The organism is Candidatus Salinivivens marinus, from assembly GCF_965655845.1.
Lineage (GTDB): Bacteria > Pseudomonadota > Alphaproteobacteria > Rhodobacterales > Rhodobacteraceae > Salinivivens > Salinivivens marinus.
Genome location: NZ_CBFHHX010000007.1, coordinates 16,265 through 42,321 on the forward strand (window position 1 = coordinate 16,265; position 26,057 = coordinate 42,321).

Consider the following 26,057-nt stretch of genomic DNA (forward strand, 5'->3'; position numbering starts at 1 on the left):
TATGAGTGAACCTAAAAACAGCTTTTTGAGTCCGTTTGTATTTACCCTTATTTGTATGGCAATGATGGGAGGTTTAATTGGGTTAGTTGCTGGTGTTGCTAACGGATCTGGACCCCTCGGTTTGATTTCTGGCGCTTTATTTATGTTTTTGATTAGTTTTCTAGCGATCTTTTTGCGTCAAAAAGAGCTAATTGTTCGTTACAGTATTTGCTTTTTCCTTATCATATTTGGGTTTCTTTTTATTGGAATTATTGGAGTATTCTTAGGACTTATATTGGGTTGGTTTTCAGGTTGGTTCTTGTACTGGCTTAATTTGGGAAGATACAGAGCAAAGCTTCAGCCATATTTATCGGCCGGTCAGGTTTTGTGGCACTATACATTTAGAGTAATTTGTGGGGTGATTTTTGTATTCTTAATAACTCCAATTCTTGTTGTGATGCCCTTATCTTTTAATGCGCAAGATTTTTTCACTTTTACTCCTGAGATGCTGCGGTTTGATCCAGATGGGTATTCTCTCAAACATTACAAAGATTTTTTTACCAATAATGAATGGCAGCGGTCTTTTAAAAATTCATTATTAATTGCTCCTGTAGCAACTATCGTTTCTGTATCTCTTGGAACCCTTGCAGCTATTGGGTTAAGTCAAAGTCACGTTCCGTTTAAAAGGGCAATTACAGCTATTTTAATCTCACCAATGATTGTCCCCCTGATTATCTCTGCAACGGGCATGTTTTTCTTTTATTCTCACGTTGGAAACTTTCTTGAAGACAGGATAGGGCTAGATAAAAATTTTGTAGGTTACGTCAAAGTAATTCTCGCTCATAGTGTTTTGGGCATCCCATTTGTAATCATTACAGTCACCGCAACTCTTGTAGGATTTGATAGCTCGCTGACCAGGGCTGCCGCTAATATGGGTGCTGATCCAGTTAAGACGTTTTTTAAGATACAAATGCCTCTTATTTTGCCAGGTGTAATATCTGGAGGCCTATTTGCTTTCATAACTTCATTTGATGAGGTTGTTGTAGTTATGTTCGTAGGCTCTACAAATCAGAAAACTTTACCTTGGCAGATGTTTACAGGATTGAGAGAACAAATAAGCCCCACTATCCTTGCAGTGGCAACAATATTGGTAGCGATCTCTATCGCTCTTCTTGTAACACTTGAATTATTACGTAGGAGATCGGAGAGATTAAGAGGTTTGTCACCTGGGTAGTATATGATTAAAAATTACCAGTCCGCGTTGGTATAAAGATTAGTTGGATAAAAAATGGCGACTGCTTTTATAACTCATAGTGATTGTTTGAAACATGAAACCCCATCTGGGCATCCAGAGCAGGTAGCGCGCCTAGAGCATATTTTGCGGGCTGTAGAAGATTTGGATTTACTCAGAATTGAGGCGCCACTCGCCGAAAAAGAAAATATCCTTGCAGTTCATCCGCAATCACACATAGATTTAATTCATGCTAACAGTCCAGAAACTGGAATGAGCCAGTTGGATGGGGATACACATATGTCGCCAGGCACTGTTACTGCGGCATATAGGGCTGCCGGTGGGGCCATATGTGCTGTGGACACAGTTATATCTGGCAAAGCAAAGAATGCATTTGTTGCTGTACGGCCTCCCGGGCACCATGCTAAGGCGCAGATACCTATGGGCTTTTGTATTTTTGGAAATGTAGCAATCGCTGCTAAACATGCCTTAGATTTTCATAAACTGCCTAAGGTCGCTGTGATTGATTTTGATGTGCATCACGGTAACGGAACACAAGATTTATTGTGGAATGAGCCTCGTGCTTTAACTGTCACAAGTCATCAAATGCCACTATGGCCAGGTACGGGGTACGCTGAAGAGCAGGGCGAATTTGATAATGTTCTTAATCTACCGTTGGCGCCAAACTCCGATGGAGCATTGATGAGAAAAGTCTATACAGAAAGGGTATTTCCTAAGGTGCGATCTTTTAATCCAGATTTGATATTTCTATCCGCTGGTTTCGATGCTCATGTTGATGACCCATTAGCAGAATTGAATTGGGAAGTAGATGACTTTGTATGGATAACTAGTGAAGTATGTAATTTGGCGAGAGATTGCTGTTCATCTAGAGTGGTCTCTATACTTGAGGGGGGATACAACTTGGATGCACTTGCTGCATGTTCCAGAGCGCATATTGAAATTTTAATAGAGGCAAAATAATGAGTGATAAACCGATTGAAGAAATGACCTTTGAGCAAGCGATGGCAGAGTTAGAGGCAGTAGTTGATCAACTAGATCGTGGCGATGTAGCTCTGGATGAATCGATAAAGTTATATGAACGAGGAGCGTTACTTAAAAAACGGTGCGAGCGAAAACTCAAAGAGGCTGAAGAAAAAGTTGCGGCAATTACTTTGGATGAAGATGGAAACCCAAATGGCACGGTCGAAATGGACGGATTATAGAATTTGGATAAGGAATTAAAGACTAACTCATCTGTAATAGACGAACACTTTAAATTTGTTTTTCAATCCTTCGACAGTAGCTGTTTAAATGACGCCATGCAATATGCTCTGTTGGGAGGTAAAAAGCTTAGAGGTTACTTAGTAAATCAGTCCTCAAAACTTTTTGATATTGATCTTTCTAAATCGATTTGGGCGGCTTGCTCAATTGAAGCAATGCACGCTTATTCTCTTGTTCATGATGATTTGCCAGCAATGGATGACGATGACCTGAGACGTGGTAAGCCAACTGTTCACAAAAAATGGGACGAGGCAACAGCTATTCTTGCGGGAGATGCATTACAAACATTTTCATTTCAACTTCTAAGTGATCCAAGTTTTAGAATTCGGGATGAATACCGACAAAAATTAATTCACCAATTGTCGTTAGCATCTGGTGCTGGCGGCATGGTGCTTGGGCAGGCATTAGATATTTTAGCAGAAACATCCGATACAGCTCTAAATTTAGATGATATTATTAGAATGCAAAGGATGAAAACTGGTGCACTGATCGAATGGTCAGCTTGCTCTGGAGCAGTTATGAATGGGGAAAACCCCAGTGCCCTTTTAGAATACTCCAAATCAGTTGGCTTGGCGTTTCAAATTATCGATGATATTTTAGACGTTGAAGGTGATCCATTGAAGGTTGGAAAGCGTTTAAACAAGGATAATAATGCGGGTAAAGCTACTTTCGTATCGCTGCTTGGAATGGATACTGCTAAAAAACATTCGTCATTCTTGATAGATAAAGCGCATGAAGCGTTAGTACCATACGGTGTTAAAGCAAAGAACTTGCGACAGTTGGCAAGTTTCGTTATTTCGCGCAATAAATGAATTAAACCGGGGGCAGCGAATGAGCCAAAGGCCAGATACTCCAATGTTGGACCAGGTACAAATACCTGCTGATTTAAAACGTTTTACTGATCAAGAACTTAAGTTCTTGGCAGATGAATTACGTAAAGAAACTATTTCTGCCGTCTCTGAGACTGGTGGCCATTTAGGTGCTGGCTTAGGTGTAATTGAGTTGTCCGTTGCACTTCATAATGTATTTGATGCTCCCAAAGATAAGATTATCTGGGACGTAAGTCACCAAGCTTACCCACATAAAATCCTAACTGGCCGGCGTGACCGAATAAGAACATTGAGACAAAAAAATGGTCTTAGTGGTTTCACAAAAAGAAGTGAAAGTGAATATGATCCTTTTGGTGCAGCACATTCAAGCACTTCGATAAGTGCCGCCTTGGGTTTCGCAGTCGCTCACGATTTAGGTGGTAATTGTATATCTGGGCTTGGAGATGCCATTGCTGTAATTGGTGACGGCGCAATGTCTGCAGGTATGGCTTATGAGGCTATGAACCATGCAGGCCACTTAGGCAAAAGATTAATAGTTATCTTGAACGATAACGAAATGTCGATAGCACCACCAGTTGGCGCACTTTCGAGTTATTTATCGCAACTTTATGCAGGAGCTCCCTTTCAGGATTTAAAAGCAGCTGCCAAGGGTGCTATAAGTTTTTTGCCAGAACCTTTTCGGGATGGAGCTAAGCGGGCAAAAGATTTACTGAAGGGTATGGCTGTTGGTGGCACAATGTTTGAAGCTTTAGGTTTTTCTTATATTGGCCCGATTGATGGCCATGATTTAGATCAATTGTTGCCTGTCTTGAGAACTGTAAAAGAAAGGGCATCTGGCCCAATTTTAATCCATGCAGTCACAAAAAAAGGCCGAGGTTTTGCTCCCGCAGAGAATGCAGATGATAAGGGTCATGCAACTGCGCAATTTGATTTAGTTACTGGTAAACAGGACAAAGGCAAGTCAAATGCAATCAGTTATACATCTGCTTTTTCAAATGCGTTGCTGGATCTTGCTTCTAAGGATAATAAAATCTGTGCAATTACTGCAGCAATGCCGGATGGAACCGGATTGAAACTTTTTTCGGAGAGATACCCTTCTAGATGTTTTGACGTTGGAATAGCTGAACAACATGCGGTAACCTTCTCTGCTGCACTGGCGGCTGGCGGTATGAAACCCTTTTGTGCAATTTATTCGACTTTCCTTCAAAGAGGGTATGATCAGGTTGTCCATGATGTGGCAATACAGAGACTACCAGTTAGGTTTGCGATTGATCGGGCAGGTCTGGTTGGTGCCGATGGGGCTACTCATGCAGGAAGTTTTGATATTTCCTTTCTCGCGAACCTACCTGGATTTGTTGTTATGGCGCCTTCTGATGAAGCAGAGCTTATCCATATGGTACAGACAGCTGCGGAATATAGTGAAGGCCCAATAGCACTTCGTTATCCCAGAGGAGAGGGTGTTGGAGTAGAGCTGCCAAAAGCTGGAGATTTATTAGAAATTGGTAAGGGTCGGGTAATTAATAATGGTAACAAAGTTGCTATATTAAGTTTTGGTACTCGTTTAAAAGAAGTCCTAAAGGCTTCCGAACTTTTACGACCAATGGGTTTCGATATCACAGTTGCAGATGCTCGATTTGCTAAACCACTTGATCATGATTTAATACAACTTTTATGCTCTGAACATGAAGTTATAATTACTGTTGAAGAAGGCGCGGTTGGAGGCTTTGGGTCTCATGTTGCGCAACATATAGCAGAAAAAGGCTTTTTAGATCGTGGGCTAAAGTTTCGATCCATGTTTCTTCCAGATGTTTTTATAGACCAAGCGAGCCAGTCGGATATGTATAACGTAGCCGAAATGAATTCTGAGCATATTGTGAACAAAGTATTAGCAACACTGGGTATTTCTAAGATTAATTCAAAATTAGCATGAGAGCGATAAATCGCTCCTAGTCTAGTTTGCCAGCTAATGTATCGAGGCCGGACTTGAAGTCTGGATATTTTAGAGTGAGTTTAAATTCTCTTTTAATAAGATCATTCTTAACGCGTTTGTTGTCTGCATAAAAACTTCTGGCCATCGGGGTCATGTCTGCTTCTTCAAAAACAACTTTTGGAAGATCAGGATAGTTAATTAGTTTTGCTGCATAGTCTAAGACTTCATCTTGTGCTGCAGGCATATCATCACATACATTATATATTGAACCGTAGTTTGGCATATCTATTGATGCTTTCAAAACCCTTGCAATGTCTTCAACATGGATCCGACTAAAAAATTGTCCTGGTTTACTTATCAACTGTGCTTTGCCTGACCTAATTTTATCTAATGGATTTCGGTTCACACCATAAATGCCGGCTAAACGAAATATATGTATGGGTAAATTGTCTATGCTGGCCCATCTGTTTTCGGCCTCTAACCTCAGACGCCCTCTGTTGTTTGATGGATTAACTGGTGTTTTTTCATCGACCCAATTTCCGTCGTGATTACCGTAAACGCTAGTTGTAGAGAGGTATCCAAACCATGAAAGTTGTTTAGACCTTGAAATGATTTGCTCTGCAAATTTTTTATAAACAGGATCTCCAACTTCGGTTGGAGCTATTGAGTGCAAAATATAGTCTGAACGGTTGATAGCAGATTTGATTTCTGACTCATCTGACCACAATAGTGCGTTTATATTTTTTTTTCTGAGCAAATCGGCCGTTAGAGCACTTCTGGTTGTGCCCCAAACCTCCCAATTTTTATCTCTTAAATAATCTACTAATGCGTTTGCCGTGTAGCCAAGTCCGAAAATCAATAAACATGGACGTTTCATAGTGCGAATAACTAACTGATCAATTCTCAACCGTTAAAGATAAAATTTTATCGGGCAATACTAACTGAAGCAAAGCATAATACCAGAATATTCTTGATGGTTCAGACTTCTAGTTCTTTCTTTTCAACTTTTGTAACTTTACCAGCGATTATGGATAAAATTGCGGCTGCGAAACTAAACAAGGCCCCCATCTTTGCAGCATCTTGCACAGGTCCTGCTTCAAAAGCGACAGTTGCCACAAATAATGAAACTGTAAAACCAATTGCTGCGACAAATCCAATGACTACAAGATCAACCAACCTTAAGCCTTCAGGCATTCCCAGTTTTAGTGGAACTGCGGCAAGCCACCCAAATAAAAATATACCAATCGGTTTTCCAATTATCAGACCAGCTAGAACCAGCCAAGTTGCATCGCCAATGGCAGAAAATTCCACGCCGGCATTTAGCAAGCCAAAGAAGAAAAGCACCACTTCGACTGGATGTTTAAGAGCGTGCTCCATAGTATTGAGAAGATCATGAACGTGTTCCTCTGCTTGGTCAAAGAACCCAAACGCTCGATCTGCATGAGGTATTGCTGGAACAATAGGGAGTAGCCCTAATGCTGGATGTAAACCTGAACGCATAAAACCATACCAACTTATGCATCCAGCAATAGCATATGGCCAAAAAGACAAATTTTTACGAACCCAGGTTGCTTTTGCTTTGGTTGGGTCGTCAGCGTCAAGTTTTCCAGGAAGCCAATTGAATACTAGATAAGCCAAAAGAGCAGCGCCAGCAGACAACAAAAGCCATTCGGGAGCCAGTTCTCCAGAGGGATAGAAAATAGCTAAAATGATTAATCCAGCTGCATCGTCTGCAATGGCCAGAAGTAATAAAAAGCTTACTGCGGGATGGCCAGCACCAAACACTAATCGTCCCACAAGATAACAAAAAGCTATGTCGGTAGCTGTTGGGATTGCCCATCCATTTGCAACCGCATTGTAAGTGTCAGAGCCAAGCATCATAGCCATACCAAGATAGACTGCTATTGGTCCAAACATCCCCCCCGCAGTCGCAAACAATGGCGTAGCTGCTTTTTTGCCTCTTAGGCTTCCGTTTTCAAGAATAATAGCTTCCCAAACTTCTTTAGCCGCAATTGCAAAGAATAGAGCCATGAGAATATCATTCACTAAGTAATGTAAGGTCAGAGTTCGATGGCCATCATGGTAGTGGCCGATTGGGGAATAATCCCAAATAATGTAATCCACAAAATGGTGATAACTTATTGGATTCGTGTTAGCCCAAATAAGCGCTACAATTGCTCCAATAATGAGGAGCAGCGAGTAATTAGTTAAAAAATTCCAAACGCGATACATAAAAACACACACCTTATTTTTGTGGCTGACTATCAACAAATATTCATTGTATCAAGTGCTACAATAAAATCAGTAATTCATTCACCGAATATATCATAGATAGGCTGTAGCTAGGTGTAGCTCAGTCCAAATCAAGTTTGATTTTACTCAAATTTTTGTCTTAGGTCTCTTAAGATGGGAACAATCGCCCTCAAGCGTTCTTCCCCCATTTCGCTTATTAATTGGTTTATGATCGGTGTAACGGCTGCCAATGCATTGTTTCTTGCTACGATACCAGCGGGGCTAATGCTGACCATTTTCCGTCTTGCGTCGTCCCAATCGGGTCGTATATGTATATATCCTGATAACTCCAATTTATTAAGAGTATTTGTAATTGCCCCTCTTGTAACACGGAAACTTTTTGCAATTTGAGCTGGTGTTCTTTCAATCTTAGTATGGCTCAATTGATTTAATACTGAAAAATGGGATAGTTCCATTCCTTTAGGTAAGACCTTAGCTAATCGAGCACGCACCAACTGATCCAGAGCAAGGATTTCTCCAAAAAGTGATACTGCCAATGAGTTTTCGCTATCCATAACTACTCATAACTATACTTACAATCATGCGTCAATGACGGCAATTTAGAACGAACTGTTGTCACCTTAGATAGATCACACGAAAAGTATGATAAACTATTTACACCATTAGTCGCATTTACCAGAACAGTCCCCCATGGGTCGACTGCCATTGAGTGGCCATATGTCTTTCTGTCTCCGCCATTGGAAAAATTATGTGTTCCAGTTTGCGCTGGAGCAATTACGAAAGCACCGTTTTCTATCGCTCGCGCGCGCAAAAGTATTTCCCAATGAGCCTTACCTGTTGGCACTGTAAATGCAGAAGGTACTGTTAATATCTGCGCTCCCCGTTTAGAAAGATCTCTGTAAAGATGGGGAAATCTGATATCGTAGCATATGCTCAAACCAAATTTTCCGAGGGCAGTTGAAACGACTTTCGCTTTTTCCCCTGCCGCAAATCTTGAGCTCTCATTATATTTTTCTGAGTATGATACGCTAGCGTCAAACATGTGAAGTTTATCGTATTTTGCTAAAATTCTACCTGAGGTGTCTATAAAGAAAGACCGATTTATTAATTTATGTCCGCTTTTATTATGTTTGAGAGCTAGCGAGCCCACTAATATATTGAGAGACTTATTTTTGGCAGCTTTGATTAAACTTGCCAGGGTAATATCTTCTTCCTCTACTTGTAGTACTTTGTCTTGATGTGTTTTAGAGTTTGAAATGCAATTTGCAGTCTCTGGCAACGCAATAAAATCTACATTTTTAGCTGCAGCTATATTAATCATTTTATTTATGATTTCTAAGTTTTCTTTGGGATCTTCTGTAGAGGATAATTGAAAAAGCGCGCCTTTCCACATTGGTTAATCTTTCAACAATTTTTCAAGTTCACCAGATTGTTGGAGGGTATACAATTCGGAGAAACCACCGACATGTTTATTATTCAAAAATATTTGCGGTACGGTTCGCATCCCATTTGATTTTCTCATCATTTCTCCCCTGCCTTCAAGATCAGATGAAATATCGATCTCCTCATAGGAAATGCCTCTCTTTTCCAGTAATCTTTTTGCGGCATGACAAAATCCACATGTTTGGGTTAGATATATTGTAATCTTGTTCACTTTAAAAAGTCTCAGGTTTATTTTGGTTTAATGTTATGATCTTGTTATTTAGTTACGGTTTATTTAGTACTAAATGCTGTTGATAAATTTATCAATTTCAGAATTTTATTCTCATGTTGGGCAATATTTTAATGAATAACCCTAAGATGTTAGTTGATCGAACGGCATTGAAGATGAACCGAAATAGGGCCGTTGATAGTGGTGGATATTTTCTCCACGAACTTGCCATATCAGAGGTTAAAGACAGACTTAGTAATATTAATAGAGATTTTCAATCAATTGCTATTGTAACGGGTCTATCAACGATTTGGCGCAAAGCATTTCCATCGGCTACCGTTATCGAAGATAGCGAAAATCTAAATTTAAAACGTGGCAAATATGATCTTGTAATACATGGTATGGCATTACATTGGGCTAATGATCCCGTGGGCCAGCTAATCCAACTAAGGCTTGCCCTTAAAGGTGACGGTTTGATGATTGCTGTATGCTTAGGTGGAACTACATTAAATGAGCTACGTGATGTGCTGATAGAGGCAGAAACAACATTATCAGGCGGAATTCATCCAAGGTTAATGCCTATGGCTGAAATTCGTGATCTTGGCTCGCTTATTCAAAGAGCGGGGTTTGCTTTGCCGGTAGCAGATAGTTCTATTACTGAGTGTCTCTATAAAGATTTTTATACTTTGCTGCACGATTTGCGTGCAATGGCTGAGACAAATGTGCTCATAAATAGGACAAAGAATTTCACAAAACGTAGTGTTTTTCGACTAGCATCTGAGTTATACCACAGGAATTTCTCTAAATCAGACGATATGGTAAGTGCAACTTATGAACATATTTATCTCACAGGTTGGGCACCGGACCCTGGTCAACAAAAGCCACTCAGGCCGGGAAGTGCAAAAATGCGCTTGGCTGATGCCCTGCAGTCAAAAGAAACCAGCTTACCGGATTGACCATGGTGATAAATGTTTTATGTCAATTAATTGAAAAAGTTGATTATTAGCTCTGAAGGAAAGAAATGTTTGATACTTCAACGCCACTCGAGACACCACAGTACGCAGACGAAGACCATCCAAAAGTTCCAAAGCAAAAAATTGGGATCTTGGTTGCCAATTTAGGCACACCTGATAACTATGATTATTGGTCAATGAGAAGATACTTAAATGAATTTTTATCGGATAGAAGGGTAATCGATTATTCCCCTTTTCTTTGGCAGCCTTTGCTACAATTGCTTATCCTTACATCAAGGCCGTTTAGGTCTGGTGCTGCCTATAAGTCAATTTGGAATGAAACTGAGTCAGAAAGTCCATTGATGACAATAACTAAAGCTCAAACAGCTGCAATTAAGAAGATTATGCATGAGAAATATGGAGAAAATGTGGCTGTGGATTTCTGTATGCGCTATGGCAATCCTTCAACAAAATCACGTGTCCGATCCTTGGTTAGTATGGGGTGCAACAAAATTCTATTTTTTCCGCTCTATCCCCACTATGCAGGTGCTACAAGTGCTACTGCTAATGATCAATTTTTCAGAGCCCTCATGAATGAGAAATGGCAGCCATCTGTTAGAACCGTTTCACCATATTTTGATAATTCTCAGTACATCGACGCGTTGGCCAAGTCAGTAGAAACTGCTTATAAAAAGGCTGATAAAAAACCAGAAATTTTAGTTTGTTCATACCACGGTGTTCCGCGTCGTTACCTAGTGCAAGGAGGTGACCCGTATCATTGTCAATGTCAGAAAACTACGCGGCTCCTCAAAGAGCGCCTTGGTTGGTCTGATACCGATATTGTTACAACCTTTCAGTCTAAATTTGGTCCAGAAGAATGGTTGAAACCTTATACTGTTGAGGAGGTGGCAAGATTAGCTAAAGAGGACGGGATAAAAAATATTGCAGTAATTGCGCCCGCGTTCTCAGCAGACTGTATTGAAACACTTGAAGAAATTAACGAGGAAATAAAAGAGAGCTTTGAGGAGGCTGGTGGCAGTGAATTCTTATACATTCCTTGTTTAAACGATGAGCCTTCGCATATAGGTGCGCTCTGCAAAATTATTGAAAACAATTTATCGGGGTGGATATAGTATTAAAAATACTGTCTCTCAATCCAGATCGCTAACAACGCAGGTTTCGCATTTCCCTCTATTTCAACCTTAGTGCTCCAGGTTAATTTTATAACATCAGGGCTCTTTTCAGTAATTTTTGAGAGTTTAAAGACCCCTCGGATCTTATCGGTAGATTTGACCGGTGCTAAAAACCTTAGTCTATCAAAACCTATATTTATGCCCATTTTTAGACCCTCTATTTGGGGTATAGCGTCGTAATACATTGCGGAGAGTAGGGACATAGTTAGAAATCCATGTGCAATTGTTGTCCCATATTCAGTATCTTTAGCCTTGTTTGGATCTATATGAATATATTGGTTGTCGTGCGTAACTTTCGCAAAAGAATTTATGAGTTCCTGATTGACTTGGAACCATTTTGACGTCCACTCTTTATTTTTTTTCCAAGTGAGTAATTTTGTAATGCTTGGGGTAGTCATTCTAAATCTTAACTTCGCTGTTTGGCATCAAACCCTATTTCGGATGGCGTTATTTTGCGGTAAAGCTCTTCAAATAGTTGCTTCCAATCATCATAGTGTTTATTGCTTGATGATGAAAGAGATAGGATTATTACCGTGACCAATATACTTCATAAAGGTGATTTGCCGGATGATTTAGATCTTGGGCCTCTTGTCGCAATAGATTGCGAAACAATGGGTCTGAACTTTAATAGAGATAGATTATGTTTGGTTCAATTGTCTAGCGGTAACGGAGTTGCTCATATGGTGCAAATTGAAGTTGAACAAAACTCTGCCCCAAATCTCTGTAGATTGTTAAGTAATGAAGAAATATTGAAAGTCTTTCATTTTGCGCGTTTTGATATAGCAGCTCTGTTAAACGCTTTTGGTGTTCTTACTAGACCTGTTTATTGTACTAAAATTGCGAGTAAATTAGTACGAACTTACACTGATCGGCATGGTCTAAAAAATCTATTACAAGAGCTACTTGATACTGATATTTCCAAACAGCAGCAATCAAGTTATTGGGGTGCTGACGCATTAACAGATGCGCAACTTGAATACGCCGCTTCAGATGTTTTATATCTTCATAAATTGAAGGACGAGCTCGATCTTCGCCTGCAGAGAGAGGGAAGACTTGACTTGGCAAAATCATGCTTTGATTTTTTACCTACACGTGCAAAACTCGATTTATCCGGATGGCCCGAGACTGATATATTTGCACATTAGGGTGGATAAGCACTTGGCTACTTATGATATAGTATATTTTCGCGTAATAAATTTCTTAAAAATTGTTTTACCCCTTTTTGGAGTGAGTTTAATTATTGCGATGTTTCTTTTGTCTAGAGATCAGGCGGCGCAAGCAGTTTTGCCATTTGATAATAATGAGTTTGCAGAGGAACTTTCAAAGCAACAAATAAATAAACTTTATTATTCAGGACAAACTGATGCCGGAGATGAGCTTTCATTGTCTGCACAATCAGCTGTTGAGGGCTTTGAGGGCCAAAAGGTGCTTGAAATGAAGACGGTTAGCGCAAAGGTAAAAAGTATAAATGGCCTAGAAATTGAAGCAACAGCGCAATTCGGGCGATATTTATATTCTGAAAACCTACTCAAGATGTCTGGCTCAGTTTTAATATCTAGCTCATCTGGTTATAGATTATCTGCTCCAGAATTGCGCATTTCAACAGATGGAACTTACATATTCGGAGAAGGCCCAGTTGAAGGTTTGTCTCCTATGGGTAAGATTTATGCGGGAAAAATGGAAATAAAGAGAAAAACTCCCCAAGCGCCAATCCAAGTGTGGTTCAGTGATAGGGTTTTGGTAGATTATCTGCCGGAAAAAATCTAATATAGAGATAAATGATCAAAGCTTTCTTACTCATACTCATTATTTTACCGAGCTATTTACTATCAGATAATACTGATGGAGGCTTCGGTAGTATAGCAAATGACCGAAACGAGCCAATCTCTTTTTCTTCTAATACCTTATCTTTCAATCAAGAAACTGGAACGAGTGAAATGAAAGGAAGTGTAAGTATAATACAGGGCAATACAGTTCTGTCATCCGATTATGCAGAAGTTTCATTTAACGTTGATACAAACGAATTAGAAAGATTCTATGCTTCCGGAAATGTCGTTTTAAAGAGTGGTAATGATATTGCTAGGGGAAATGAAGCAATTTATAACTTTATAGAAGGTCAACTCACTTTTTCAGGTGAGGTGCATTTCTCACAATCCGGAAGCACAGTTACAGCAGACAAGGTTGTCATTAACACTGAAACTGGTTCTGCTTCAATGACTGGTAATGTGCAAACAACTTTATTGCCCACAAAACAAGAAGGTTCCGGTGAATGACCAAGTTAATTTCTGAAAATTTACAGTCTGGTTTAGTAGTTAAAGGTTTACGAAAAAGTTATCAGAAAAAAACTATAATTCAGGATGTTTCTCTATCCGTAAAAAGGGGAGAAGTAGTCGCCCTGCTTGGCCCGAATGGTTCAGGAAAAACGACATCTTTCTATGCAATAGCGGGTCTGATTCAGTCGGATGGTGGCAAAGTATCTCTGGATGGAGCAGACATAAGCGCATTGCCTATGTACAGAAGAGCACGGCTAGGCATAGGGTATTTGCCTCAAGAGATGTCTATTTTTAGGGGTTTAAATGTTCAAGAAAACATAATGGCGATTCTGGATATATCTGAGAAAGATATTCATAAGCGAAGAGAAAGACTTGAAGAGCTTATGGCAGAGTTTTCTATAGAACACTTAAGGACTGCTCCAGCGCTTGCCTTATCTGGAGGAGAACGCCGGCGAGTTGAAATAGCAAGATCGCTCGCTGCGAATCCAAAATATTTACTTTTAGATGAGCCATTTGCTGGTGTAGATCCTATTTCTGTATCAGATATACGATCTTTGGTTCACGATTTAAAGGATCGTGGAATTGGAGTTTTAATCACAGATCACAATGTGCGTGAAACGCTTGATATAGTGTCTCACGCATACATCTTACACGATGGAAAAGTATTGATGGCTGGTTCGCCAGATGAGGTCGTCTCAAATGAAAATGTGCGGCGAGTTTATTTAGGCGATAATTTTAAAATCTTATAAAATTTATGACAATTTTAATTGACACTAAATGCACGGTCCATTTTAATAAAAGATAACATGATATCGGCTGATGCATGCCTTGACTAGATGTCGATATCAAGAAGAACCCTTATTATTTAGCAAAAGGTTTCAAAGCTGTTTGCAGAGCGTAGCTTTGATCACTAGTTTATTTGTCCATGAAAGGAGTAAATATGCGCTACCAAATTTCTGGAAAGCAAATTGACATTGGTATGGCATTACAGCAGCATGTTAAAGACGAAATTGACGACGTAGTTTCAAAATACGCAGAACGTCCAACCGACGCCATAATTGTTTTCTCTAAAAGTGGTCACGAGTTTGTATGTGAAGCTACTATTCATTTATCGACGGGTCTAACGGCACAAGCTCGGTCGCATGAAAATGAAATATATGCATCATTTGATAATTGTGCAGCAAAGATGGAAAAACAATTACGTCGCTATAAAAGAAGACTGAAAGACCATCATGCTACAAGAACAACACCGGTTGAACTTTCTTCTGCTTCATCATATATCCTCGCTTCAGAAGATGAAAACGAAGAATCAGAGCCAGAAACTCTACAGCCAATAATTATTGCAGAAGCTGAGACAACGATACCAAAATTATCCGTTGGGGAGGCTGTGATGCAAATGGAGATCTCAGGTAAAGATTTTTTCGTGTTTAAAAATGATGCAAACAAACTTGTGAGTATTGTTTATCAAAGGGACGACGGAAATATTGGCTGGGTTGAGCCAAAGTAAAAAATATTGGGATTTTTAAGGAATAGTCGCGGAAATGGAACTCTACGATTTGCTTCAGCCGGAAGCTGTAAAGGTAGTAGCAGCGGCATCTAGTAAGAAACGCGTGCTTCATGATATGGCTCAGTTGGCCGCCAACTGCTATAATATGCGCAGTGAGGCTTTGCTAGAAGCATTACTTGAGCGTGAGAAGCTGGGGCCAACTGGAGTAGGGCATGGTGTAGCCCTGCCACACGCTAGATCAATAGATGTAGACCAAGTTTGTGGAGCGTTTATCTTGCTCGAGTCGCCTGTAGATTTTGGTTCAGTTGATAAGTTACCCGTTGACATAATTTTTGGACTTTTTGCTCCTGAAAATGCTGGCGTAGATCATTTGAAGGCATTAGCAATTGTGTCACGGACACTCAGAGATAATTCTATTTGTGCTAAACTCAGGGCAAACCCAGATCCGCAAACCCTTTTCACCATTTTAACGGAAAATCAGAAAATACAGGCAGCTTAATTTTTAATTATGCCTTTATCGCTATGAGCGATAAAAAATGGATTTTCAAAACCTGGTTTGCCATAATAAAGCGGTTCTTTTGTTGAAAGATTTGTTACGTGCCCGCCCGCACCAAGGAGTATTGCATGACCCGCTGCTGTATCCCATTCCATGGTTCGCCCCAATCTTGGATATAAATCAGCCTCACCAGCTGCGATAAGGCAAAATTTTAGAGAAGATCCAGCATTTTTACTATTTGAGATCGAATATTTTTCGATATATTTTTTTGTTTCGGGATTAATATGGGATTTTGATGCTACGACTGTTAGAGCGTTTGGGTCTGGGACTGAAACTTGGAGCGGTTTATTTAAGATTTTCCCTGTTTTGCCGGCTGGCCATATAATTTCATAAGATTTTGTATTTTGATCGGTGGCAAACAAGCGCTTAACTGCTGGCGCATATACAACACCATGGGTCGGAGAATTATTTTGAATATAGGCTATATTAACTGTGAATTCTCCCGTTTTATTAATAAATTCTTTTGTGCCGTCGAGAGGATCAACCAAAATAAAATTCTTTTTTCGTAAATAATGGCTTTCTGATTTTTCTTCAGTAACAACATCCAGATCAGGGAAAGCCTCTTTTAACCCGTTGTAAATAATGGCGTCTGCTGTTTTATCGGCATTTGTTACGGGGCTAGCATCAAGTTTCGTTTCGATTGCAATATTATCGTGAGAATAAATTTCCATAATTGCATCACCGGCTTGTAATGCTAAATCGCGAAATACTTCGGTTAACTTAAAGTAATCCAATCTTTATGACTTTCCTGAAATTCAAATATCTGACTAATTTTCACGTTATCTAAGTAAATTTAGTTAATTGATCGTATAAAATTATTCAATTGTTACTACTCAATTAAATTTTACATAAAATGTGGGATGTGGTTGAAGCTTTGCCAAAGGCTACCTATATAAACCTCGATTGATCAAAAACCAACAAGGTCTAAATACTACACTAATTCGAGCATGGTCGAATTTCTCAAGAGGCCACGGAAATAATGAGGAAAAGTAATGGGAAAAGTAATTGGAATTGACTTAGGGACAACTAATAGTTGTGTGGCTATAATGGATGGTTCTCAGCCGCGTGTCATAGAAAATGCAGAAGGAGCAAGAACAACCCCATCTATTGTGGCATTTTCAGATAATGAAAAATTGGTAGGGCAGCCAGCTAAACGCCAAGCCGTTACAAATCCAACAAATACAGTTTTTGGGGTTAAGCGCCTCATTGGCCGTCGTGTTGATGACTCCAATTTGGAGAAAGATAAAAAAAACCTCCCCTTTAACGTTATTGATGGGGGCAACGGTGATGCCTGGGTAGAGGCTCAAGGTGAAAAATATAGTCCATCTCAAATCTCAGCTTTTATATTGCAAAAAATGAAAGAGACTGCAGAGGCTTATTTGGGCGAAGAGGTATCACAGGCTGTTATTACAGTTCCTGCCTATTTTAACGATGCTCAGAGGCAAGCAACAAAAGATGCTGGTAAGATAGCGGGTCTTGAGGTTCTAAGAATTATAAATGAGCCAACAGCAGCTGCTTTGGCGTATGGTTTAGATAAAAATGAGAGCAAAACGATTGCGGTCTATGATTTAGGCGGTGGTACATTTGATGTTACTATTTTGGAGATTGATGATGGCCTATTTGAGGTGAAATCTACAAATGGTGATACCTTCCTCGGCGGTGAAGACTTTGACATGAGGATCGTTAACTACCTTGCAGATGAATTCAAAAAGGAAAATGGCGTTGATTTAAAGAAAGATAAAATGGCGCTTCAACGCCTCAAGGAGGCGGCAGAAAAGGCCAAGATTGAGCTTTCATCAGCTAGTCAAACAGAAATCAACCAACCATTTATTTCTATGGACGCTAGTACCGGCCAACCACTTCATATGGTTATTAAACTAACGAGAGCTAAGCTTGAGAGTTTGGTGAGTGACTTGATAAAGGCATCAATAAAACCATGTCAGGCAGCTTTGAAAGATGCCGGTTTGTCGACTTCTGATATAGACGAAATTGTTCTTGTTGGTGGAATGACACGTATGCCCAAAGTGATGGAAGAGGTGACTAAATTTTTTGGAAAGGATCCTCATAAAGGTGTTAACCCAGATGAAGTTGTGGCAATGGGTGCAGCAATACAAGCTGGCGTACTTCAGGGTGATGTTAAAGATGTAGTACTTTTGGACGTTACTCCTTTGTCACTTGGAATTGAAACTTTAGGTGGCGTATTTACTAGATTAATTGATAGAAACACGACTATACCAACTAAAAAATCTCAAGTGTTTTCTACTGCGGAAGACAATCAAAATGCTGTGACAATTCGAGTTTTCCAAGGGGAGCGAGAAATGGCTACAGACAATAAGATTCTTGGGCAATTTAATTTGGAAGATATTCCCCCAGCTCCCCGTGGTATGCCCCAAATCGAAGTCGCCTTTGATATTGATGCTAATGGTATTGTATCTGTTTCTGCAAAAGATAAGGGTACTGGCAAGGAACAGAATATAACCATTCAGGCTTCTGGCGGTCTTTCAGATGAAGATATTGAAAATATGGTTAAAGATGCCGAGGAAAATGCTGAAGCAGATAAAGAGCGTCGAGAGTTAATCGAAGCTAAAAATCAGGCTGAGAGCTTAATTCACTCTACAGAAAAATCTATGGAAGAACATAGCGACAAAGTAGATCCGACAACTATTGAAGCTATTGAATTAGCCATTTCGGCATTAAAGGAAGAATTGGAAACTGAGGACGCGGGTAAAATAAAATCTGGAATTCAGAATGTAACAGAAGCAGCCATGAAATTAGGCGAAGCAATATATAAAGCTAGCCAAGAAGACGGTGAAAACTCTGATAAAGAACCTGGTAGTGCTGATTTTGACGACAACATCGTTGATGCAGATTTTGAAGATCTTGATGATGAGCAACGTTCGTAATGAACAAATGCCTTTTTACGGCTGAATTTAATTTGATGAAAGCATTCATTGAAAGGGGCGCCTTTTATGTCAAAGCGTGATTACTACGACGTACTGGGTGTTCCAAAAGGCTCTGAAAAAGACGCGATTAAAAAGGCTTATAGAACAAAAGCTAAAGAACTTCATCCAGATCGAAATTCAGACAATCCGAATGCTGAAGCTCAATTCAAGGAAGTGAATGAGGCTTATGAAGTCCTAAAGGATGCAGAGAAAAAAGCGGCATATGATCGGTATGGTCACGCTGCATTTGAAAGCGGAGGTGGAGGTCCAGGTTTCGGCGGAAGTGGAGATTTCTCTAGTGCTTTCTCTGATGTTTTTGATGATCTGTTCGGTGACTTCATGGGTGGTGGCCGTGGTGGTCGTAAGCAACAGTCACGCGGGTCAGATCTACGTTATAACTTATCAATTTCGCTTGAGGACGCTTTTGCCGGACTGCAAAAAACAATAAATGTCCCTTCTTCTGTTGCATGTGGATCTTGTAATGGCACCGGCGCTGCAGGTGGATCTTCACCGACTACATGCCCAACGTGTTCTGGGATGGGCAAGGTCCGCGCAACCCAAGGCTTTTTTACAGTTGAAAGAGGTTGCCCAACTTGTTCTGGAGCAGGGCAAATAATTAAAAATCCCTGTTCTTCTTGTGGAGGACAGGGTACGCAAAAGAAGGATAGAGCTCTGAGCGTAAATGTTCCACCAGGTGTGGAAACTGGAACCCGAATTCGTCTCGCAGGTGAGGGTGAGACCGGTCCGAGAGGTGGCATTTCTGGTGATCTATATATTTTCATAGAAGTTTCTAAGCATAAAATTTTTGAGCGAGATGGTCTCAATCTTTTTTGCCGAGTTCCAGTTTCAATGGCAAAAGCGAGCCTTGGTGGAGAGGTAGAGGTACCTACAATAGATGGTGGGCGCAGTAGAGTACGTATTCCAGCCGGCAGTCAGTCGGGACGACAGATGAGATTAAAGGGTAAAGGTATGCCTGCCATAAAAACAGTTCAGAAAGGTGATATGTTTATTGAAATGGCAGTTGAAACACCGGTTAATTTGACTGCCAGGCAAAAAGAATTGTTGCAGGAGTTTGAGGAACTTTCTGAGGATAACAATCCTGAGACAAATAGTTTTTTTTCCTCTGTTAAAACCTTTTGGGAGTCGATGAAGGGTTAGTTTAATAGACTGCTTTTGCTTTCATTGATAAAGTTCCATTTTTTTTAATAGCCGATAAAATAATTTCGTCACCTTGCTTTTTGCTCGCAATTGAAAATGCATTTGGTCCTGATATTGGTGAAACTCCTCTGAATTCAAAATATGAGGGTGTTTTTTGACTCAAGCGCATAGACAAGTCTATCAGTAAAGTGGCTATTAAAGGCCCGTGAAAAACCAATCCATTATATCCTTCAGTATTAATAGCGTATTCATTATCATAATGGATACGGTGACCATTAAAGGTCAGTGCTGAGTACCTGAATAGTAAAGTGCTTGAAGGGGTAATTTCCTCACAAATATCCCAGTCTGTTGAGGCAATAACCCCATCAATAAGTTTATCATTTTCTTTTGGATCCTCGCGATAAACAATATCATGCTCTTCTATCAAGCAGAGAGTTTCATTTTGGAAATATTCATGTTTCACTGTCACAAAACACAATTGTCCCGAGCTCCCATTCTTTTCCTGTATAGATAAGATTATTGACTTTTTTAGGCTGTCTTGCCCAATTAATAACGGTTTTTTGAACCAAAAGCGTCCACCTGCCCACATTCGCCTCGGTAAGTTCACCGGTGGTAAAAACCCGCCTTTTTTTGGATGACCATCCCTTCCTAAGTTAGAAAGTTTTTCTGACTCTAAAAAATAAAGCCAGTGCCATAATGGCGGTAATTCCTTTCCTTCAGTAAACGTAGCATCTCGGTTGAGCGTATTTTCCATAAACTGTGCCGGAAATGGTAGTAACTTATCATTTTTTTCTTGTGTTTTCCCTATCCATTTAGAGTACTCTGAATTACCCATTATAAACCGACTAAACTCAATAATGATTAATTTTACGATACTGAAAGCAAAATTAATCCATTTTATACCAACTGATTATTAACATAGTATTGGTACATTCTTAGTATATTGTTTGGCAACTGCAAAGTCTTGGGGTTATGAGAAATGAAAAATGATTTATTCGAAATTAAGGAAATAGAAGATCAAGGAATTATTCTTTCGGATGGATGCAGATTGTCTTCCCGTATATGGATGCCAAAAAATAGTGAAATTCATCCAGTACCAGCAATCCTAGAGTATTTGCCTTACAGAAAAAGAGATGGCACTGTTGCTCGCGATTGTCTGACTCATCCATTTATTGCTTCGCACGGGTACGCTTGTGTGAGAGTTGATATGCGAGGGAATGGTGATAGTGATGGGATAATGGAGGATGAGTACACAGAGAGTGAACTAAATGACGGCGTTGAGGTTATAAATTGGCTTGCAGCTCAGATTTGGTGTACCGGGAAAGTTGGAATGATGGGGATCAGCTGGGGTGGCTTCAACTCTCTACAAATAGCAGAACGTGCGCCTGAACGCTTAAAGGCAATAATTACACTATGTTCTACAGTTGATCGCTATGCAGATGATATTCATTATAAAGGCGGTTGTTTGTTAAATGAAAACTTAGGTTGGGGATCGACAATGTGGTCTTATTCCTCAAGGCCTCCTGATCCAATGCTTGTTGGAGATGAATGGGCTACTATGTGGAATAAGCGCTTAAGAGAAGAGCCATTTTTACCTATAAAATGGCTTAAGCATCAAACTCGTGATAGTTATTGGAAGCACGGCTCTGTCTGTGAAAATTACGATGGGATCCAGGCAGCTGTTCTAGCTATAGGTGGTTGGGGAGATGCTTACAAAAATGCAGTGTCGCATCTGGTTACTAATATCAAGGTGCCAGTTAAAGGTGTCGTTGGGCCGTGGGTTCACAAGTATCCTCACTTTGCGAGTCCCGAACCAAAAATTGGATTTTTGCAAGAAGCTTTAAGGTGGTGGGACCGATGGTTGAAAGACTTAGAAACGGGAGTAGAAGAAGACCCAAAATATACAGTTTATTTAATGGAGGGTGTAAGACCGCAATCTTGGTATACGGAAAGACCTGGAGTTTGGGTAAATGAAGGTAGTTGGCCAGATGGGCCAACGATCAATACCTTCAGTTTAACTGAGAATTCTAAACTTATTGAATATAATAAAACTAAAGATCTAAATCATATTGTTTGTTCACCACAAGATTGTGGTTTGGATGGAGGAGAATATTGCGCAATCTGGCTTGGCCCAGAAATGCCTGGTGATCAAAGACGAGATGATAGTCTATCGAAGTGTTACGATAGTGAAATATTAACTGAAAGACTTGATATTATAGGTGCACCTATAATCCGACTTAAAATAAAAAGTGATGTTAAATCTGGTCAAATAATAGTTAGACTCAACCATATTCATCCTGACGGGGCGTCGACTAGAATAACATATGGTTGCATGAACTTATCACATAGAAATGGCCACGAAAAAATTTTTGCTATTATACCAAACGAATTGATGGATATTGAGGTCACACTTGATCAAATAGCCTACAGGGTTCCCAAAGGTCACAAAATAAGGATCTCAATATCAAATTGTTATTGGCCTTTACTTTGGCCGATGCCTGATATTGGCACCCTAACGCTTGTTCAGGGCCAACTTGATCTTTCAATTTCATCACATGGCGATTTAGACGAACGCAGGTTCCAGCCAGCTGTTTTGGGGAAACCTTGGAAGATTGAAACTATAAGAGAGGGTGGAAATCAAAGAAATGTGAAACGTGATTTGAAATCAGGAATTGTTACCACAGAAATAATTGATGATTTTGGTAAAAAAATAGATCAAGCGCATGGTCTTATTACAGGATCTGTTGCGAGAGAATGGTGGTCAATACATCCTGATGACCCGCTTTCTGCACGCGGCCGTACTCATTGGACGGAAGAAATTGGTAGAGCAGACTGGTCCATTAGGACTGAGACCCATGCAGAAATGTGGAGTGACTATGAAAACTTTTATATTAAGGCCTCTATTGCTGCATTTCATAATAGAGATTTAGTATTTGAGAAGGAATTTAACGAAGAGATTCAAAGGTTGGGACATTAGGAAATTATTAATTACGCCAATATTATAATTGAAATTCTTTAACAAATGTCTTAAGCGCAGCAGTGCAGAGTTTTGCTTGGTATATCCGTGCACTGAACCTATAAATTGCACTATTTTCTACAATTGAAAGGTTAATTTTAAATGTCGAACAGTTCCAACCCAGACATATTGTATACAATTGTAGACGAAGCACCAGAGCTTGCCAGTGCTTCTTTGCTTCCAATTGTTCAATCTTTCGCGGCATCGGCAGGTATCAATGTTGGAAGTAAGGATATTTCTCTAGCAGGAAGAATCAAGGCGACTTTTGGTAAGTATTTAAAGGATGAACAAGAACAGAATGATGGGCTAAAAGAGCTTGGCGAAATAGTTCAAAGCCCAAAAGCTAATGTAATTAAACTCCCAAATATATCGGCCTCAGTCCCACAACTGGTTTCGGCCATAAAGGAGTTACAGTCACAAGGTTTTGCTGTACCTGATTATCCTTATGAACCATCAACAGAGCATGAAATCAGCGTACGCAAGCTCTATGATACAATAAAGGGGTCAGCTGTTAATCCTGTTTTAAGAGAGGGGAATTCTGACCGCCGCGCAGCTAAAGCAGTAAAGAAATATGCTATGGCCAATCCGCATTTCATGGGTAAATGGAGATCAAGTTCTGCTACCCATGTTTCATCAATGGATGGGAATGACTTTTTCGATAATGAAAAATCTGCGACTATTAAAGAAAGTCAGGCCGGTTTTGCAAGGATCGAATTTACTGATTTAGAGGGAAATATAAAGGATTTAAAAACAGATATAAAATTAGAAAGCGGTACAGTTGTTGATGCAACTTTTATGTCTGTAGCAGACCTTCGCGCTTTTCTGTTACATGAAATTAAGGACGCAAAAAAGCAGGATGTACTTTTTTCCGTTCACTTAAAAGCTACTATGATGAAGGTTTCTGATCCAATTATTTTTGGTCATGTTGTTTCTGTTTTTTTTAAAGATGTTTTTAAAAGACATAGAAAAGTTCTAGATGAGTTGGGCGTGAGCCCCAATTCAGGGCTTGGTGAGATATTAGAACGTGTATCGCACGACTCAAAAATCACGCAAGACTTTAATGCTATTATTGAGAAAGAAGCAGATCTGTATATGGTCGATAGTGAACGAGGAATAACAAATTTACATGTTCCTTCCGATGTTATAATCGATGCCTCTATGCCAGCTTTAATTAGAGCTGGAGGAATAGCGTGGGGCCCTGATGGATCTACGAAAGATACTAAATGTGTTATTCCTGATAATTCTTATGCCCCCGTTTACGAAGAGACAATAAAATTTTTTAAAGAGAAAGGTGCTTTGGAACCTTCAACTTCAGGCACCGTTGCTAATGTCGGGTTAATGGCACAAAAGGCTCAGGAATACGGCAGTCATCCTACCACGTTTGAAATTCCGAGAGATGGAACTGTTCGTTATATCCTCGAAAATGGCACTATCCTGCATGAGCATGAGGTTAAATCTGGTGATATTTGGCGGTCATGTTCAGTAAATAAAGCACCTATTATGGATTGGATTAATCTTGCTATAGAGCGTCAGGTAGCCACTGATGCGCAGGCAATATTTTGGCTTGACCAAAATAGGGCTCATGATGCGCAGTTAATTCCTATTGTAGAACAGGTTCTAAATAGAAAAGGAATACGTGACAGATTTTTGATTATGTCGCCAAGAAAAGCTACAAGAGTCACTCTTGAGACAATTACTAAAGGAGAAGATAGTATTGCGGTTACTGGTAATGTTCTTCGTGATTACCTAACTGATTTGTTTCCAATTTTAGAGCTGGGCACTTCAGCAAAGATGTTATCTATTGTAAAACTAATGAATGGAGGGGGCCTTTTTGAAACTGGAGCAGGTGGCTCAGCCCCAAAACATGTTCAGCAATTACAAGAAGAAAACCATTTACGATGGGATAGCTTAGGCGAATTTTGTGCTTTAGGAGAGAGTTTTAACTTTCTAGCGGCTAATTCTGAAAATAAAAAAGCTGCGACCCTTGGGTCGGCTATTGAAACAGCAACGCAAGGAATATTGGATAACAATAAGTCTCCTGGTCGAAAGCTTGGCGAGACAGACAATCGACACAGTCATTTCTTTTTTGCTCTCTATTGGGCGAAAGCACTAGCTGAGCAAAAAGAAGACTACGATTTGGCAATACGCTTCACCTCGGTTTATAATATGTTAAAGGACAATACCACAAAAATCCTTAATGAGCTGGATAGTACTCAAGGACTCGAAGTTGATTTAGGCGGATACTATCATCCAGATAAAGAAAAGGTAGCAAAGATTATGCGACCATCTCCTACAATGAATTCAATCATTGATGATATGCTACCTAATATTAAGTTTCACTGAGACGAAAAATTTAAAATTTATGTGGTAGATTAATTTCTAAAGTAAGGATCAGTTGTGAATTATCCTATAGATTATTTCCCGCCAAAGATTTGGAAGTGGGAGAATGAAAATGGTGGAACTTTTGCATCCACTAACCGCCCAACAGCTGGATCAACACATGATAAAACCTTACCTATTGGTCAACACCCCTTTCAATTATATTCTCAAGGAACTCCAAACGGTATAAAAGTTACTGTTATGTTTGAGGAACTCTTAGAAATGGGTCATAGCGATGCAGAATATGATGCTTGGTTGATTAGTATTGGGAAAGGGGAACAGTTTGGCTCAGATTTTGTAAATATTAATCCAAATTCTAAAATTCCGGCTCTTTTAGATAATTCTGGAGATGAGCCTAAAAGGGTTTTCGAATCGGGGGCTATACTCTTGTATCTTGCTGAAAAGTTTAATTCCTTTTTACCGACACACGGCGATCAACGTACAGAAGTTCTCAATTGGCTTTTTTGGCAGATGTCTAGTGCGCCGTACCTTGGAGGTGGGTTTGGTCATTTTTATGTGTATGCGCCAGAGAAAATACAGTATGCAATTGATCGCTATTCGATGGAAGTCAAACGTCAGCTTGATGTTCTTGATCGTGAATTATCCAAAAAAGAATTTATAACTGGCGATGAATATAGCATTGCGGACATATCGATATGGCCCTGGTATGGTCGTTTAGTCTTAGGCAAGCAATACGGCGCTGCTGATTTTTTACAAGTTGGTGATTATCACAACGTACTTAGATGGGCAAAAAATTTAAGCTCTAGGCCAGCAGTGATGCGTGGTGAGCGAATAAATCGGAAATCAGAAATTCCAAATCAGTATTTGCTCGAAAGACACAGTAAAACCGACTTTGAGGCACTTGATTTTGACACATATTGAGAGTCAAGTTTTTTTGGGCCCATAAAGTTTCTTAAAACTTTAA

General features: G+C 39.8%; 26 protein-coding genes. 18 read left to right on the forward strand and 8 right to left on the reverse strand.

Annotated elements, in window-relative coordinates; translation table 11 throughout:
- Position 1: 1 nt before the first annotated feature.
- The 5 genes from ACTF5Q_RS07575 to dxs are packed head-to-tail and all read left to right on the forward strand — an operon-like array spanning position 2 to position 5,251.
- Entirely contained in the window at positions 2-1,213 is a 1,212-nt protein-coding gene (locus tag ACTF5Q_RS07575; RefSeq protein WP_438954024.1) for an ABC transporter permease, read from the forward strand.
- Between the two features lie 54 nt (positions 1,214-1,267).
- The gene (locus ACTF5Q_RS07580; protein ID WP_438954025.1) at positions 1,268-2,191 is read left to right on the forward strand and encodes a histone deacetylase family protein; all 924 of its coding nucleotides are present in this window, start codon (positions 1,268-1,270) and stop codon (positions 2,189-2,191) included.
- Positions 2,191-2,433: an exodeoxyribonuclease VII small subunit gene (locus tag ACTF5Q_RS07585; protein WP_020044506.1), complete on the forward strand. Its 243-nt coding sequence runs from the start codon at positions 2,191-2,193 to the stop codon at positions 2,431-2,433. Before ACTF5Q_RS07580 ends, ACTF5Q_RS07585 begins: the two co-directional genes overlap by 1 nt.
- A gap of 3 nt (positions 2,434-2,436) precedes the next feature.
- Positions 2,437-3,303, forward strand: a complete 867-nt coding sequence (locus tag ACTF5Q_RS07590) for a polyprenyl synthetase family protein (protein WP_438954026.1) — start codon at positions 2,437-2,439, stop codon at positions 3,301-3,303.
- Between the two features lie 19 nt (positions 3,304-3,322).
- Positions 3,323-5,251 (forward strand): 1-deoxy-D-xylulose-5-phosphate synthase, encoded by a 1,929-nt coding sequence (gene dxs, locus ACTF5Q_RS07595; protein ID WP_438954027.1) that lies wholly within the window; start codon positions 3,323-3,325, stop codon positions 5,249-5,251.
- 16 nt (positions 5,252-5,267) lie between these two features.
- Here the strand turns inward: dxs and ACTF5Q_RS07600 are convergent, their stop codons facing one another.
- From ACTF5Q_RS07600 to grxC, 5 genes are all read right to left on the reverse strand, one after another.
- Positions 5,268-6,128 (reverse strand): SDR family oxidoreductase, encoded by an 861-nt coding sequence (locus ACTF5Q_RS07600; RefSeq protein ID WP_438954028.1) that lies wholly within the window; start codon positions 6,126-6,128, stop codon positions 5,268-5,270.
- 101 nt (positions 6,129-6,229) lie between these two features.
- On the reverse strand, positions 6,230-7,483 hold the full coding sequence (locus ACTF5Q_RS07605) for a Na+/H+ antiporter NhaA (protein WP_438954029.1): 1,254 nt from the start codon (positions 7,481-7,483) through the stop codon (positions 6,230-6,232).
- A gap of 143 nt (positions 7,484-7,626) precedes the next feature.
- Complete coding sequence (locus ACTF5Q_RS07610) at positions 7,627-8,058, reverse strand: MarR family winged helix-turn-helix transcriptional regulator (protein WP_438954030.1); 432 nt, start codon at positions 8,056-8,058, stop codon at positions 7,627-7,629.
- 2 nt (positions 8,059-8,060) lie between these two features.
- A complete protein-coding gene (locus tag ACTF5Q_RS07615; protein ID WP_438954031.1) occupies positions 8,061-8,897 on the reverse strand; it encodes a carbon-nitrogen hydrolase family protein in 837 nt (278 codons plus the stop codon).
- Positions 8,898-8,900: 3 nt separating this feature from the next.
- On the reverse strand, positions 8,901-9,158 hold the full coding sequence (gene grxC, locus ACTF5Q_RS07620; protein ID WP_438954032.1) for a glutaredoxin 3: 258 nt from the start codon (positions 9,156-9,158) through the stop codon (positions 8,901-8,903).
- Between the two features lie 131 nt (positions 9,159-9,289).
- Between grxC and ACTF5Q_RS07625 the strand changes: the two genes are divergently transcribed.
- Positions 9,290-10,111, forward strand: a complete 822-nt coding sequence (locus ACTF5Q_RS07625; protein WP_438954033.1) for an SAM-dependent methyltransferase — start codon at positions 9,290-9,292, stop codon at positions 10,109-10,111.
- 65 nt (positions 10,112-10,176) lie between these two features.
- The gene (gene hemH / locus ACTF5Q_RS07630) at positions 10,177-11,241 is read left to right on the forward strand and encodes a ferrochelatase (protein ID WP_438954034.1); all 1,065 of its coding nucleotides are present in this window, start codon (positions 10,177-10,179) and stop codon (positions 11,239-11,241) included.
- 2 nt (positions 11,242-11,243) lie between these two features.
- Here hemH and ACTF5Q_RS07635 read toward each other — a convergent pair whose 3' ends face one another.
- On the reverse strand, positions 11,244-11,699 hold the full coding sequence (locus ACTF5Q_RS07635) for a MaoC family dehydratase (RefSeq protein ID WP_438954035.1): 456 nt from the start codon (positions 11,697-11,699) through the stop codon (positions 11,244-11,246).
- 135 nt (positions 11,700-11,834) lie between these two features.
- On the opposite strand from ACTF5Q_RS07635, the gene ACTF5Q_RS07640 reads away from it, so the two are divergent.
- The 6 genes from ACTF5Q_RS07640 to ACTF5Q_RS07665 all read left to right on the forward strand — a co-directional run bounded on the left by ACTF5Q_RS07640 (position 11,835) and on the right by ACTF5Q_RS07665 (position 15,580).
- A complete protein-coding gene (locus ACTF5Q_RS07640; RefSeq protein WP_438954036.1) occupies positions 11,835-12,446 on the forward strand; it encodes a ribonuclease D in 612 nt (203 codons plus the stop codon).
- A 13-nt stretch (positions 12,447-12,459) separates the two neighbouring features.
- On the forward strand, positions 12,460-13,068 hold the full coding sequence (gene lptC / locus ACTF5Q_RS07645) for an LPS export ABC transporter periplasmic protein LptC (RefSeq protein WP_438954037.1): 609 nt from the start codon (positions 12,460-12,462) through the stop codon (positions 13,066-13,068).
- Positions 13,069-13,079: 11 nt separating this feature from the next.
- A complete protein-coding gene (locus ACTF5Q_RS07650) occupies positions 13,080-13,574 on the forward strand; it encodes an LptA/OstA family protein (RefSeq protein ID WP_438954038.1) in 495 nt (164 codons plus the stop codon).
- Positions 13,571-14,323 (forward strand): LPS export ABC transporter ATP-binding protein, encoded by a 753-nt coding sequence (gene lptB, locus ACTF5Q_RS07655; RefSeq protein WP_438954039.1) that lies wholly within the window; start codon positions 13,571-13,573, stop codon positions 14,321-14,323. Before ACTF5Q_RS07650 ends, lptB begins: the two co-directional genes overlap by 4 nt.
- Before the next feature lie 191 nt (positions 14,324-14,514).
- Complete coding sequence (hpf, locus tag ACTF5Q_RS07660; RefSeq protein ID WP_438954040.1) at positions 14,515-15,081, forward strand: ribosome hibernation-promoting factor, HPF/YfiA family; 567 nt, start codon at positions 14,515-14,517, stop codon at positions 15,079-15,081.
- Positions 15,082-15,115: 34 nt separating this feature from the next.
- Positions 15,116-15,580 (forward strand): PTS sugar transporter subunit IIA, encoded by a 465-nt coding sequence (locus tag ACTF5Q_RS07665; protein WP_154032895.1) that lies wholly within the window; start codon positions 15,116-15,118, stop codon positions 15,578-15,580.
- On the opposite strand, the gene cysQ is transcribed toward ACTF5Q_RS07665, so the two are convergent.
- On the reverse strand, positions 15,577-16,371 hold the full coding sequence (cysQ, locus tag ACTF5Q_RS07670) for a 3'(2'),5'-bisphosphate nucleotidase CysQ (RefSeq protein ID WP_438954041.1): 795 nt from the start codon (positions 16,369-16,371) through the stop codon (positions 15,577-15,579). The two genes, ACTF5Q_RS07665 and cysQ, sit on opposite strands and share 4 nt — an antisense overlap.
- Positions 16,372-16,629: 258 nt before the next feature.
- Here cysQ and dnaK point away from each other — a divergent pair, with 258 nt between their 5' ends.
- Both dnaK and dnaJ read left to right on the forward strand, forming a co-directional pair.
- The gene (gene dnaK / locus ACTF5Q_RS07675; protein WP_438954042.1) at positions 16,630-18,540 is read left to right on the forward strand and encodes a molecular chaperone DnaK; all 1,911 of its coding nucleotides are present in this window, start codon (positions 16,630-16,632) and stop codon (positions 18,538-18,540) included.
- A gap of 66 nt (positions 18,541-18,606) precedes the next feature.
- A complete protein-coding gene (gene dnaJ, locus ACTF5Q_RS07680; RefSeq protein WP_438954043.1) occupies positions 18,607-19,737 on the forward strand; it encodes a molecular chaperone DnaJ in 1,131 nt (376 codons plus the stop codon).
- A 1-nt stretch (position 19,738) separates the two neighbouring features.
- On the opposite strand, the gene ACTF5Q_RS07685 is transcribed toward dnaJ, so the two are convergent.
- Entirely contained in the window at positions 19,739-20,572 is an 834-nt protein-coding gene (locus ACTF5Q_RS07685) for an FAS1-like dehydratase domain-containing protein (RefSeq protein ID WP_438954044.1), read from the reverse strand.
- 144 nt (positions 20,573-20,716) lie between these two features.
- Between ACTF5Q_RS07685 and ACTF5Q_RS07690 the strand changes: the two genes are divergently transcribed.
- The 3 genes from ACTF5Q_RS07690 to yghU all read left to right on the forward strand — a co-directional run bounded on the left by ACTF5Q_RS07690 (position 20,717) and on the right by yghU (position 26,014).
- Complete coding sequence (locus tag ACTF5Q_RS07690) at positions 20,717-22,714, forward strand: CocE/NonD family hydrolase (protein ID WP_438954045.1); 1,998 nt, start codon at positions 20,717-20,719, stop codon at positions 22,712-22,714.
- Positions 22,715-22,855: 141 nt separating this feature from the next.
- The gene (locus tag ACTF5Q_RS07695) at positions 22,856-25,096 is read left to right on the forward strand and encodes an NADP-dependent isocitrate dehydrogenase (RefSeq protein WP_438954046.1); all 2,241 of its coding nucleotides are present in this window, start codon (positions 22,856-22,858) and stop codon (positions 25,094-25,096) included.
- Positions 25,097-25,150: 54 nt separating this feature from the next.
- Complete coding sequence (gene yghU, locus ACTF5Q_RS07700) at positions 25,151-26,014, forward strand: glutathione-dependent disulfide-bond oxidoreductase (RefSeq protein ID WP_438954047.1); 864 nt, start codon at positions 25,151-25,153, stop codon at positions 26,012-26,014.
- The last annotated feature ends 43 nt before the right edge of the window (positions 26,015-26,057 follow it).